Annotated in this window: 6 protein-coding genes; 1 reads left to right on the forward strand and 5 read right to left on the reverse strand. The window is 49.3% G+C overall.

Translation table 11 applies throughout. The features are described 5' to 3' along the window. Nucleotides 1-50 precede the first annotated feature (50 nt). On the forward strand, nucleotides 51-3,206 hold the full coding sequence (locus C173_RS14630; RefSeq protein ID WP_081751181.1) for a hybrid sensor histidine kinase/response regulator: 3,156 nt from the start codon (nucleotides 51-53) through the stop codon (nucleotides 3,204-3,206). Between the two features lie 95 nt (nucleotides 3,207-3,301). On the opposite strand, the gene C173_RS14635 is transcribed toward C173_RS14630, so the two are convergent. From C173_RS14635 to C173_RS14650, 5 genes are all read right to left on the reverse strand, one after another. Next, entirely contained in the window at nucleotides 3,302-8,572 is a 5,271-nt protein-coding gene (locus C173_RS14635) for an S-layer homology domain-containing protein (protein ID WP_036725983.1), read from the reverse strand. Between the two features lie 262 nt (nucleotides 8,573-8,834). After that, the gene (locus tag C173_RS14640) at nucleotides 8,835-10,619 is read right to left on the reverse strand and encodes an aminopeptidase P family protein (RefSeq protein WP_036725985.1); all 1,785 of its coding nucleotides are present in this window, start codon (nucleotides 10,617-10,619) and stop codon (nucleotides 8,835-8,837) included. A gap of 77 nt (nucleotides 10,620-10,696) precedes the next feature. Then, a complete protein-coding gene (locus tag C173_RS34245) occupies nucleotides 10,697-10,849 on the reverse strand; it encodes a hypothetical protein (RefSeq protein WP_155991469.1) in 153 nt (50 codons plus the stop codon). A 493-nt stretch (nucleotides 10,850-11,342) separates the two neighbouring features. Continuing rightward, the gene (locus C173_RS14645; RefSeq protein WP_036725986.1) at nucleotides 11,343-12,188 is read right to left on the reverse strand and encodes a hypothetical protein; all 846 of its coding nucleotides are present in this window, start codon (nucleotides 12,186-12,188) and stop codon (nucleotides 11,343-11,345) included. A 551-nt stretch (nucleotides 12,189-12,739) separates the two neighbouring features. Further along, a complete protein-coding gene (locus tag C173_RS14650) occupies nucleotides 12,740-14,143 on the reverse strand; it encodes a helix-turn-helix domain-containing protein (protein WP_081751182.1) in 1,404 nt (467 codons plus the stop codon). Nucleotides 14,144-14,219: the final 76 nt, after the last annotated feature.

A 14,219-nucleotide genomic window follows, 5' to 3' on the forward strand; every position in this document is an offset into this window, starting at 1 on the left:
TGTCGAATTGAAACCGTATGATGAAGATAACCTCGATGAGTACACACCTAATGAAGACAAAAGCCAGATTCAACCCTAAGCATGCTCTATTGCTGCTTCTCTACTTAACCATTCTGATCAGTCTGCGCGATCTGTGGTTCAATGCCAATACGGCGTCTGAGCATCCCGAGGCACAGCAAGGTGTGCTGGATATGCGGGGCTGGGACTTCGTGAATTCCCCGTCCATTCAGCTGGATGGAGAATGGGAGTTCTATCCCGGCCAGCTCCTGGGCTATGAGGATTCCGCCCTACTTGCTGCGGCCACACCGCATGTTGTCCAGGTTCCAGGTGACTGGAGCAGCGGCTTCCCGGAAGGGGAGCAATCCTCTCTGGGCTATGGTACATACAAGCTGCGCATCCTTATAGACCCGTCACAGACCGAATCTTACGGCTTCTGGATTCAGCGGATTCAGGCCACCTCCAGCATCGATATTAACGAGCAGAGAGAGACCAGCTTCGGGAAGCTGTCCACGGATAGCGGGGACTATATCCCTAAGGCGGTCTCTTACACCGCAGCCTACGAGAATCCGGGAAGACAGGAGATTGTTCTCCTCGTCCGGGCAGCCAACTACGACCATCCGCTGGAGGGCGGGATTGTGAGGTCGATCCGTTTCGGCTCCCAAGCAGCGGTGGATAGCGAACGGATGTATTCACTCGGCTTCCAGCTGGTGGCGTTCATGATCATGCTGCTGCATGCGCTGTATGCGGGGATTTTATTCTTTTTTAACCGGAAGCAGCGGGCGTTCCTGCTCTTCTTCCTCCTGCTGATGGCAGTAGCAACTACCATTGTAGCCGATAACGATACGATTCTCCTGCTCTGGTTCCCCATTAACTATACCTGGGCACTGAAGCTCAAAATGCTGGCCTACCCTGCGTTGTCTCTGTTCATGCTACTGCTGACGCGCAGCTTCTCTGCCTACGAGCGCCCCGGCCGTCTGTTCAAAATCTATCTGCTGGGTCTCCTGGTCTATACCGCCTATGTTCTGATCTTACCGGCACATTACGTGGTCTATGCCAGACTGTTCTTCTCCGTCCTCTACCTGCTTCCGGTAGTCGGAGTCATCTATTCTATAGGCCGGATGGTGATGCGGCAGGAGCAGGATTCATTCTTCCTGCTGTTTGCTGCCGCCGCTATCGGCTCCAGCGTCATTGGCGGGGCCATGGAATCCAATGCCAAGGGAAGTATCCTGTATTATCCTATAGATGTCATTGCCGCAATTATTGGCTTCTCCTCCTACTGGTTCAAGCGGTACTTCCGCAATGCAGAGGAGAACCGGCTGCTCAACCAGCAACTGAAGGAGAGCGACCAGAAGAAGGACGAATTCCTGGCGAATACCTCCCATGAGCTGCGGACACCGCTGCACGGCATTATCAGCATTGCCCAGACTGTAGCCTCCAAGGAACAACAGGTGCTGGACGAACAGAGCTCTAAGGATCTGGAGCTGCTCATTACGATCAGCCACAGGATGTCCCTGATGCTTAACGATCTGCTCGATGTGACCCGTCTGCAGGAGAAGCGGATTGTGCTGCAGCGTGAGCCGCTGGCCATGGGTTCACTGGTCTCGGGCGTACTGGGGATGTTCGAATTCATGATCGAGGGCAAACGCCTGCAGCTGCGTAATGAGCTGCCTGCTTCATTGCCCCCGGTCTGGGGCGATGAGAAGCGGATTGTGCAGATTCTGTATAACCTGCTGCACAATGCCATCAAATACACGCAGGCCGGAACAGTCACCGTCTCCGCCGTTAACGACGGCAAGCTTGCTTGGATTAGTGTAGCCGATACCGGGGCAGGGATCGACAAGGAGACGCAGGCGCGGATCTTCTCGCCCTATGAACAGGGCAGCAAAGGCATCATTGACGGAGGCGGCATCGGTCTGGGCTTAAGCATCAGCAAGCAGCTGACGGAGCTGCACGGGGGAGACCTTACACTAGACTCTGAGCCGGGAAAAGGGTCCGTGTTCACCTTCACTCTTCCGCTGGCCTCCTCTGCCGGGGCCCGGGAGAGGACAGGTCAGGATACAGATGCCGCAAGGCAGCCGGACAACACGGATCTGAAGGGATTGCTGCTTGAGGAGAACCGGCTGCTATTACAACAGTCCGATATCCGCAATCTCACAGTCCCTATAGAGTTAACGGCTCCGCCGCAGATACAGGACGCCTCTCAGTCGGCCAAGTCTCTGATCCTGGCTGTCGATGATGATCCGGTCAATCTGAAGGTGCTCTCCAGCATGCTCTCGGCAGAGCACTATCAATTGGTCACCGCCACCAGCGCCGGGGAAGCCTTGGAGCTGCTTGGCACCGAGCCGTGGGATCTGCTGATCGCCGATGTGATGATGCCGTATATGTCCGGCTATGAATTAACACGGATCGTCCGGCAGCGCTTCTCCCTCTCGGAGCTGCCGATCCTGCTGCTCACCGCCCGCAACCAGCCGGCGGACATCTATACCGGCTTCCTGGCCGGGGCCAACGATTATGTCGCCAAGCCGGTGGACGCGCTGGAGCTGAAGTACCGGGTCCGCTCGCTGACCGGACTGAAGCAGTCCATCAACCAGAGCCTGCGGATGGAGGCAGCTTACCTGCAGGCACAGATTCAGCCGCACTTCCTGTTTAACACGCTGAACGCACTGATGGCGCTGAGTGAATTCGACCAGCCGAAGATGCGCGATCTCGGAGAAGCCTTCTCCTCCTACCTGCGCATCAGCTTCGATTATATGAACTCGCAGCAGCTCGTCGGATTATCCCATGAGCTGGAGCTGGTAGAATCCTATCTCTTCATTGAGAAGGCCCGCTTCGAGGAACGTCTGCAGATCGAATGGGAGGTTGATCCCGGCATCGAGCTGCTGCTTCCTCCGCTCACCCTACAGCCGCTGGTGGAGAACGCCGTCAGACACGGCCTGCTGAGCCGCAAAGCCGGAGGCAAGCTCCAGGTCCGCATTCACCGCCAGAAGGGATACACCTCCTTCGAAGTGGAGGACAACGGCAAGGGCATGAGCGGGGAACAGGTGGCCCGTCTGCTCGACGACACCTTCCAGGCCCACCGCGGCATCGGCCTGCTGAACACCAACCGGCGCCTGACTCAGCTCTACGGCGAAGGCCTCGTCATCCGCAGCCAGCCCGAAGTTGGCACTACGGTATCCTTTGTGATTCCTGAGCGGAGGCGGGAGTGATCCTGTAGTTATACAGCTCAGACTTTTGACCACAACACAAAGCAGCGATTCTCCAATACCGGGAGAACCGCTGCTTTTTTGAGTTTAGATATCATTCAGTATTTCAACTGATATAACCGGTAGATCAAGGCCGCCGCCTCTGCTTTACTGGCGGTCTGGGCAGGACGGAAGCTCTGATCCCCGAAGCCTTCGAACAGATGCATACTCTTGGTCAATGCCACACTGGATGCCGCCCATTTCGATATTTTGGCTCCATCTGTGAAGGAGGCAATCAATGCTTCCGGCTGGGTAACAGCCGATTTACCGTTATACGCTGTAAGTGCACGTGCAAGCATTGTTGCAATCTCTTCACGTGTGATGGTTGCCTCAGGGTCAAAAGCTGCCGGTGATTTGCCGTTAATGATCCCGGCTGCATAAGCCGCAGCAATCTCATCCGCATAAGGATTCGTTGTCTTGATATCCTTAAACGGCAAGACCACTCCCTCACCATTCAGTCCGTAAGCTCTGGCGATCATTGCCGCGAACTGCTCGCGGGTAATCTTGTCAGATGGAGCAAATGCTCCGCCTTCGTCCAGGATTCCCTTGGTCAACAGGTAATTGATCTCTTTCACTGCCCAGTGACTGGCAGGCACATCTGTGAATGCAGCAGCTCCAAGCATCACAGTGTACTTGCTGAAGTGTCCTCTCGGCGCAGTTACAGTTTGAGTAACAGGATCATATTTACCCCCAACCGCTTCCCAGGTAAGACTCTTCTCATTCAGGACGTACACGGTCAGATTCTCCAGATTCGCCTCCGAATATTTCGAAATATCAATGGCTGACACATCAAAGGTCACATCGATCGGCTTAGCGAAGCTCTTCACCGGCTGGCCGCCAACAGAAGCACTGAATTCCATCACTGGGATGTTAGCCAGCGGTTCTGCCTGACGGGGTTTGGTAATCACAGCATTCTGTACAACTTCTGCTGCCAGATTAATCTTCTGGCCTGCCTCAACCTTACCGAAGGTATCCGGCTCAATGGTGAATGCCGTCTGATCCATTTGAATCTTCAATCCGGCAATATCATTCTCCCGCACCAGGGTAAGAATCTCGGAGGGAAGCGTGGTGTTGAGCTTATGAATCCCTTTATCCACCGGAGGTACCTTCACCGTCAGGCTCAGCTTGAGGTCAGCAGCTGTTCCGGCCCCAAGCTTGCTTGTCAGCTCTCCAGCGACTGATGCTAATGCCTGCTTGGCCGTTTCAATCTGTGCGCTGATGAATCCCGCATCCAGCTGTGAAGAGACGGCATTTCCTTCTACAGCTACATTTTCTTTGGTAATTGTAACTTCGCCAGCCTTGTTAAGCGCGGCCTGGCTGGAATGAATAACAGCATCCTTCAGCTTCTGAACCTCTTCAGCCTTGATGCCCTGCGCGTTATTCAGCACCGCAGCCGCATTATTAATAAGGGCCTGGGCAACCTCTACTGCCTTGCTGGAGCTATCCAGCTTGTTCAGTAAATAAGGCGCACTTCCTATCAATTGAGTAATTGAACTCACAATCTTCTGTTTCTCTGAGGAATCCTGAATAGTTCCCAGCAGCTGCGCTGCTGTGCCCATGGCCTGAGACAGACTCTTACTGTTCTGTTCAGCCTGTGCAGGCGTGTTAGCCGATTTGAGTGACTCGGCAATGCTGGACAGCGCATTCTGGGCCGCCGAAGCCTTCTCTGCCGCAGAGCCGGAAGTATTCTTCAGCAAGTCCTGCAGCTTGTCATTCTGCTGCTGAACATTCGCGTCATTCCCTGTTGCCGCAGCCGGAGCCGGAGCAGCCGGTGTTGCTGCTGGTCCAGGTGCTCCCGGCCCGCTTCCTCCTGGTGCCGGTGCAGGATTTGGATTCGTACCGGTGTTGCCGCCGCTACCACCATTATCGCTTCCCGGCGGGTTCGGGGCCGGATTAACCACAGTACCTCCAGACGACTCCAGGATTACTTTTTTGTCCAGGGTATAGGTCTGTCCATCAATAGTCATCGAAGCTTTGATCACATAAGTACCGTCCGTCAAAAATTTTTTATCTGCATAATTATAAGAGACCGCCATTAGCGGGTAGCCTTGTATCGTCTCTGTAGAGAGCACTTTCCCCGCTTCGTCCTGAAGCTCATAGGTAGCCTTGTCCGGGGACAGACTCTTGCTGCCTCTGCTTGATCCGCCATTGGCAACCAGAATTTGCGGCTTCTTGATTTGTCCGATGGAGTTGCCTGCCGTATCGACCAGTCCAATCTCAAGCAAGGTCGTACCTGCGGGCCGGATTAATTTTCCATTCTGCAACCCTACAATATCCAGCCCTTTCAAGGCCGGTGGCGCAATCTGGGTTAGTGTGCCTGCTTGCAGCGTTCCAGGTGCGAAATGAATATCGTACTGGTATTCGATGGCACCCTTGATTTGGTCTACAGATACTACTACATCGCCAGGGGTAACTTGTACCTGATTGGCATTGAACGCATAGCCCTGGAGTGTCGATTGGCCCGCAGTCGTATATTTAACCGCATAGATTGTCCCCGATTCAGGCGCCACCAGCGTAGCCAGCGCGGACGCACTATCATCCATCGACAAGCTATTGTCTCCTGCACCGATTACCACCTGATCACGGTATACAAAAGTGTCCGACCGGGTATGTGCCAGCATGCTATAGGTTCCTTGAGTTGCGTAGAAATAATTCTCATCTGCAGGATTACTGTCGATAACATAAGGGATATAATCCGCCCCTGCCAAGTCCCGCCGCACCACATACAACTCATCTGTCGGCTGATCTAATAGAACCTTGCTGACTTCCTGAAGCTCTTGTCTTGCATCCAGCACCAGCGAATAATCCTTGCCGGGTTCTGTGTTAATGGAGCCATACATGTAGTAACCATATTTGGACTCCACTCCATTATGGCTTCTGTTGTAGCGTATGAAATCAACATCTACGGCAGAAGGAGAATCTACTACCAGGAATCCCTGTGATCCGGGAGTGCGAATGTAAGAAGAGGCGGTAGCAGAAGTTCCGTCGCTTCTTTTCACTATAGCCTGGATATTCGCATTATCGAGCGGAATCCCGCCCGCATAGTTCCCGCCTTCCGCCTTATCGAGACCCCGTACACGGATGACAGCCTGCGATTGCGGATCAATGATCGCTACGTACACACTTTTAGCTAAATAATCAGTCTTCTTAAAATACAGCTCACCTATATAAGAAGCCTTGTCAGCCGGAATGGTGAACGTTCCCTGCTCATCGGTGGTGCCAAGCACCTCCTCATAACGGCGGATCTGCACTCCTGCCACCGGTTGCCCCTGGGCACCCGTATCATGCTGGCGTACAGTAATCGTTACCTTCTGCGCCTGGTCATCGGTCAGGTATGGCTTGTCTACCAGATCCACCAGCTTGCCGTCATTGCCTCTAATCTCAATATCCAATTCGTTCTTCGGCAGAACCTTCAGCTCAGCCTCACTCAGCAAGTCCCCCTGAACATAACCATTATTTATCCAGGTGTTTGGGAATAATTGAACCTTATACGTGCCTGATTTGGCAGGCTTCCAATTCCGCATGTTGATTCGCTGCGGATTGCCTTCCTGTTCCTCAGTAGACCAATACAGAGAGTCATCCGAGATCACTGCACCGCTCTCATCTGTGATGACCAGCTTATAATTACTGCTGAGATCAAGACGATTCTCGTACTCATCTGTCACCTTCACCAGAACATCTACACTCTCGCCCAGAACTACCTGATTGCGGAGTTCAGCCTCGTCATAATAATTGGAACCCGGAACCCGGAAGCTGATTCCGGCCTTATAAGTACTGCCTCCACGGATGGTATACTCATTATCTGACGGAGTGAAGTATGAACTCAATACAAGTTCATTCGGATTGCTGTTAGAATCCGCACCGCCAAAAGTAGTGTTTGCCGTCAAGCGGTGAATTTCTTCACCCTTAGGTACATACAGATGATCGCCTACAGCAAGATTCATACTGATCTGGTTATAGTTATATCTTTCGTTCAGATAAGAAATGTTTATTTTACCACGCCCCATCCCCATAGCCGGTATCTGAAGTTGCAGCTTGCTGAAATCCCGGGAATGTCCATCATAGAATATTTCATGTTTTGCTTCAGTCGGAGTGATTTTATTGCGGAATAAGATATTGACGCCGGTATCACGATTTCTAGCAAGCGACGTGAATTCATATTCCTTATTCTTCTCAAGATAGATACTTTGCCCGAAAAAGAGCTTAGCACCTCTTGCATCGCCAATCTGCTTGTACCTGGTATTATCAATGAGAGAATAGTTCTCTACATATACAGGCTCACCGTCCAAGGAGGCACGGAAGCTGATCCGGCTGTAGTCACTGGCATCCTTGATGATTTCTTTGTGTAGCCCGTCTTCCGTTGCGTACAATGAAGAGGCAGGAAGCTGGAACATGTAAGCTTCACGGTCCTCAGTGGCTATATAAGCTTTATAGTCTCCAGACACCTCTCCCGTTCTGAATACCAGCACCGTATATCCCGGCACCGCAAACTGATTCACCATTCCACTGAGTCCGGAGTTAGTCAGGAACGGCTGAGTGAACAGCTTCCCCTTGGCATCCAGATAACGGACAGCCACCATATATGTACCCGCTTGCTCCCGATCAGTTACATAGATAGGCTTAGCCTCATACTGTTCGCTTCCCTGCTTAAGCAATACGAACATTACCGGACTATTCATAGATAATTGATGATTATCCCTAAGCTGAATCTGTCCGTTCGCATCCGTGGTATAGTTGTAAGACTGATAATTCATCCATACCGCCACAGACCCATTCACAAGCGGAACACCATTATTCAGGATGGTAAGCCTTACATTCTTATCATCGCTGCGGATCTCCGATTGTGTAGCACTTTCATATGTATTGGAATCCTTAGTCATCCGTTCTACAGAGATTTCAATCCCCGTAGCTGAAGGCACCCGGATGCTCTGCGGGAGTGTCACCACCAGCCCCTGCTCGCCCGTATATTCGGCATGAAGAGAATATTCCTCACCGGCAGCCAGCCCTTCAAAAGAAAGATAATTGTACTCCATAGAAGTATACACTGCATCCAGCACAGTCAGCTTGGCTTCACTTCTCGCCTTCACCTTACTGGCTATCTGGGCATCTTCTTTCATAAGTACGAACTTAACCTCATTTAGAACCTTAAGATCGCTATAAGTCACATCTACTACACTATTGACCGTAATCCTTTGTGTCCCGTCCGGGAGCCTGTCGTTAGAGACTACCCCTGCCCTGAACGGGGCGGCTGATACCTCAAGCACACTTAAAAACGATAATAATACGACCATAACCATGGAAACTGCCGTTCTTAATTTCTTCGAATACATATTACATCTCCTTCTCCCCAGTTCAATCCATACACTTTAACTTATAGTTAGATTATTACTCCCTCCCCAGTTAATCCTATTCAGAAGACTCACAACAAGGATGTTACATTTTTTTCGCGAAAATGTCTATTACTTCCTTAACAGGGTCCCGGAAAGTTAACTTCACGCCGGGTTTTTGTCATATTTTGTCTAAAATAAATTCCAAAAACATATAAAAAAGACGAAGACCCCAAGGTCCCCGCCGTTTCAATTCTACTATTCCTCACAACACCAAAGCCGCCGTCTCCCGCTTCAGCCACAGCCGGTGCTCCTCATCCAGCAGCGGAGCCAGCTTATCGTACACCTCAGCATGATAATGGTTCACCCAATCCAGCTCCTCGCTGCTTAGCATAGACGGCTCAATCGCCCGGAGGTCTATCGGTAAATAACAGAGGTCTTCAAATTTAAGGAATCTTCCGAACTCCGTAGTCACATCCTCCGTAATCAGCAGCGTGTTCTCCGTACGGATACCATGACGGCCTTCCTTATAGACTCCCGGCTCTACCGTAATAATCATCCCAGGCTCCAGGCGGACCTCATTCGGCTTGAAGCTGAACCGCTGCGGCTCTTCATGCACATTGGAGTAATAGCCCACACCATGTCCGGTTCCACACTTGTAATCGAGGCCATGGTCCCACATCGGCTTGCGGGCGAGAATATCGAGCGTAGATCCGGTGGAGCCATAGAGGAACTTGGCCGTAGAGAGCGCAATCACAGACTTCAGCACCAGTGTAAAATCTCTCTTCTCCTCATCCGTCAGCGGGCCAAGCGCCAGCGTGCGGGTGATATCCGTTGTCCCGTTCTGGAAGTGTGCGCCCGAATCCAGCAGATACAGGCCTTTGGCTTCCAACTCTACCGGATGGTCGGCGGACGGCGAGTAGTGCATCATCGCAGCATTCGCGCCGTAAGCAGAGATACTGGAAAAGCTCAGCTCAGCGAATAACGGCTGCCGCCGCCGCAGCTCCAGCCCCCTCTGGTCTGCTTCCACCTCTGTCACCGGACGCACGGGGACGGTCTCCTGCAGCCATTTGAACAATCCTACAAGGGCAACGGCATCCTTCAAATAGACATCACGGATATTACGGATCTCCACCTCGTTCTTAATCGACTTAAGGGCCACCACAAGACCCGGCGCTTCCATAATAGAAGCGGATTCCGGGATGGCCGCCGCCAGACTATATCCGGTTTTATTCGGATCGTACAGCACCGAAGCCGCTTCCGGGAGCGCCTGCAGGAACGGCAGGATGTCCTCATACTCCTTGATCTCCACTCCATCCCGGGCCAGCGTATCCTTATCTTCCGGGGTGGATTTATGTCCTCCGGCGAACAATATTGCGTGATGTACCCCTACTATGGCAAAAGCAGTCACATACGGATTGAACGGAATATCCCGTCCCCGGATGTTGAACAACCAGCAGAGATCATCCAGCGCAGACAGCACATAATAATCAGCCCCCTTACGCTTCATCGCCTGCCGGACCTGCTCCAGCTTATCTACCCGGCTGAGGCCCGCATACTGTTCATCATGCAGCATTAGCGGCTCGGCCGGAATGGCCGGTCTGTCCGTCCAGATCGCCCCTACCGGGTCGACGTCTGTAATCGTCTGAATCCCTTTCTCCGCGAGCTTGCCCTGCAAGCCCTTCATAGCGGATACGGACAACGTTCTGCCATCTACCGCCATACGTGCGCCTTGCGACAATTGCTCTGCCAGCCATTCATCCCATTGCGGGACGCCCGGTTCAGCCATACGGAACAGACGGATGCCCGAGCCTTCCAGCTCCCGCTCCGCCTGAATGTAGTACCTGCCATCCGTCCACAAGCCAGCATCCGTTAGCGTGATCACAGCCGTTCCGGCGGAACCGGTGAAGCCGGTAATCCAGCGGCGGCTTTTCCAGTGCTCCCCCTCATATTCACTGATGTGCGCATCCCCGCTTAATACCACACAGGCCGCTATCCCGCGCTCCGCCATCCATTCTCTTAACTTATGTACTTTCTCCTTAGGCAACATATCCGCAACTCCTTCTCTCTATCTAGTCTACTGAATCATCATACACCTGCATTTCCTATAAAAAAAGATGAAGACCCTCAGGTCTCCATCGTCTCATTATCCTCTTTCCGTACCAGCTTCCGCCGCTGCTTCCCCTTCTTCACCCACAGCCGGTCCTGGTCATCCCGGTAGAATCTGATCCCGAACAAGCGTAACGGTGTCCACACTTCCCTAAAATAATAATTAGGCATGGTCCATTTCTCCCAGACTATAAATAGATTTGCTCCTAATTATAGACCGGGATACCTGGTTTGTTTGTCGCATTGTGGAGGGCAATAGGGAATAGCATTACTTTTTTTGTAAAAAGACACTTACCTGCGGAACCAGCGCTTAATCAGTAAGTGAATACACAACAACCGAATAGAACTTCCCAATAGTTTGTTTTGTTACGTGAGTATTGATTGCATAAAATTGATTGCACACAAAAAAGATGAAATACGATCTTAACTCAGATCGTATTTCATCTTTTACTAAAGAACATGAATTATACTCTTCCAGCTTCCAAAGCAATAAACCATGATGGGATAAAGATCATTAAATAAAGTCCAATTGAAGCCAGAATTACGTTTAGGATAGAAATCCCTTTACCTTCACGGATCTTGTTAAACGCAAGTACAAAGTTAAAAAGAAATAAAAAACACGATATTGGAAGAACAATATACAACCAAATAAGCACTCTTTCACCTACTCAATTCTAAATTGGGCATTAACATCTGTCGCTTTGTTCCATGCAGATGAAGGAGTAACATTTAATCCCCCAGGTATAAGACCAAAGCCAGTTGTAAGACTAAGTGTTTTATGCGCGTAGTGTCCGTAAGCGTTTGCAAAACCCACATAACTATCTGGCGTTGCCTTAACTCTATAACTCATATATCCTCTATTTTGAACTGTCCCATCACCAAGAATATCTCCAACTAAGTCGAATTGAAATCCATAACCGAACGGTTTTTGTTCTTGAGCAGTCCAATAGTAATTTGAAATTGTTTGGCCATTGTGAGGATTATCATAACTATACACCATTATTTCCGAGTTTGCTATTGGGCTAAGACTTTCAGGATGAGTTATAGCCACTGCATCTTTCAAAGCGAACCAGAAAGCATTAAGCCATCTAAAATCATATTTAAGGAGGTACTGTTTACTTCCTAGGTCGGAAACGGTCATTGTTTTGCTAATCCAAGAATCATTGTGCGAATTTGACCCGCCTGAAAATGGAGTTAAATATTGTTGAAACATTGCATTATACGCTTCTTCTTTAGAAAAATAAACTGTCTCATTCCCATTACCATCGAATTTAGATATAGTCTCTACCTGACTTATAACTTCCCCTTTAAGATCCTGGAATTTACTATTATATACATCTGCTGGCATACTTAAAATTTGATCCTCACTAAAGCCTAAGCCTTTTAGTTGTTCAACTTTAGTATCCGTTAGATTATTAACAGGTTCTATATTACTAGCTGAAGTAACACCACTTATCGACATTGTAAACAATAAGACAATACAAAGTGCGATGGAAAATTTCTTTTTCACAAAATACCCTCCTACTTTTTATTAGGAATAGCTAATTTCTCCATCATCTCCTTTCATTGCTATCCCTTAATAAGATTTTACATGATAAAGAAAATAAGAAAAAGAGGGTCATTTTGTAGAATCTTGTCATTAATAGAAGAAAACCGTGACTATACTATGACTTTCAGTAGTGAATTTTTAAAACAATTTGTATTTGGTATGAATTAATTTGTCAAAGTATGAATACTCTGCTCGGCTAGGATTCGAACGCTCCAACCAACTGATATAGAGGAAAGGGGTACATGCCTTACACTCTGTTAGTGAATCGTTGATTTTATTGGGGTTCGGGACTATATGGTAAACTGGATTATAAAGAGTTCGTTCAAATCAAAAAACGCTCCCGATATACCGGGAACGTTATTTGGTCTGCGTACTTACTTGATATCATATCATTGCTGCCCGGCAAGCATTAACCGCCATAACCGTGACCCATAGTTTGAATTAGAGCTTGAGTGCTGCTGTTTGCTACGGGCTCAGTAGTACCAACAGGTATAATAATTAAAATAGCCAGACTACAGGAAGCTAGAAGCTTGATAAATTTTCTTTTCATGTAAATCCTGCACCTCTCTAATTAGAAGTTTGTATTGCTCTTTCTCTTCTTCATCTGCCAGATGCCGATGCTGCTCGAATAGATCGACACATTTGAGGATATTACTCTCGTTATTTATTCTAGCGGATGATTCCAAACTTTGCAGAATGAAAATAATCCCTTCTTTTCGCTTATTATGTAAATAATAGAATGCCATTTCAGCAAGAAATCGCGAGTATTGGTTGGTTATGATTTGTTGGTTATGATTAATCCCATACTCTGCAAGATTTGTCCGGTAAGGAATATAGGAAGCAAAACGCTCCAGAATATAATCAACATTCCAATCGTAGCGGTTAGCAGACAAGATAATATTGTATAACGCTATAAATATCTCATCTGGTCGAGCGGATATATATTCAACATAGTCAGAGAGCGCCTCATATTGTCCTCCCATGACCCGATAGAGCAGTCTATTCGCGGTACCCCACTCCTGGAACTGAGCTACAATCCGCTTCGCTTCTTCATTGTCCTCCTGTATCCAGCTTCCATCCATATAGAGGGACACCCAATCTAATGCCGAATTGTAGTCTCCTAATTCTTCACACACAGTTGAACGGATAAGCTGAGCATACAGAATATAGAAGTACAGAGGTTCCTCGGTTTTTTTCTCGTTACTCTCTCTGCGGTCCGACTGGCGCTGAAGATTATAACGAAGAGTCGCTAATTGCAGCATCTTCTTCGCGAGTTCATCCACCTTATGCCACCGATTCATTGAACCGTAGACATGACCCAAATGATTCAACCCGTCCAATTGATCCGCTTCATCCAGCCGGTCCAGGTAACCTTCGAAGAGATGCGCAGCCTGTAAATTCCGCGCCTGGTCATCACCAATGGCGATACGGAACAGACGGTATTGGCATAACGCGAGTCTCTCGGAATTCTGATACTTCTCACTGACACTCACATTCTTATACAGCAATTCAGCAGCTTGCCACAGCCCCTCTTGAAATAGGCCTTCAGCCACTTCGAACAGCATGGGGGCATAGACCAGATTCTCCAGCAGATTCTGAACCACCTGTTCAACGCAATCCAGACGGCCCAGCTCAGCGGAGCGCACAAGAAAAGGCCGGAGACGCCGCCAGGTGGGTGACGAGAAATAGAAACATTCATCCACGTATAAGCTATAAAAATGATCCTCCGGCAGATCCATCGCCTTGGTGATTCGCTCCAGATGGTTCATAGCAATGGGCTGGTGACCACTGAGTATCCTGCTGAGCGTTCCTGAATTAATTCCGGATTGTCCCGAGAATTGATTAATAGGCATTCCCTTCTGCGACAAATACAACGCTAATTGATCGCGAATCATCGTTCTAGTAGTAGGGACCACGCAAACACCACCTAACTGGAATCCAATATAATTTCTTTTATAGTTGTAATAATATGTCACATTATACCAATGGTCA

The organism is Paenibacillus sp. FSL R7-277, from assembly GCF_000517965.1.
In the GTDB taxonomy this organism is placed as follows: Bacteria; Bacillota; Bacilli; order Paenibacillales; family Paenibacillaceae; genus Paenibacillus_AQ; species Paenibacillus_AQ silagei.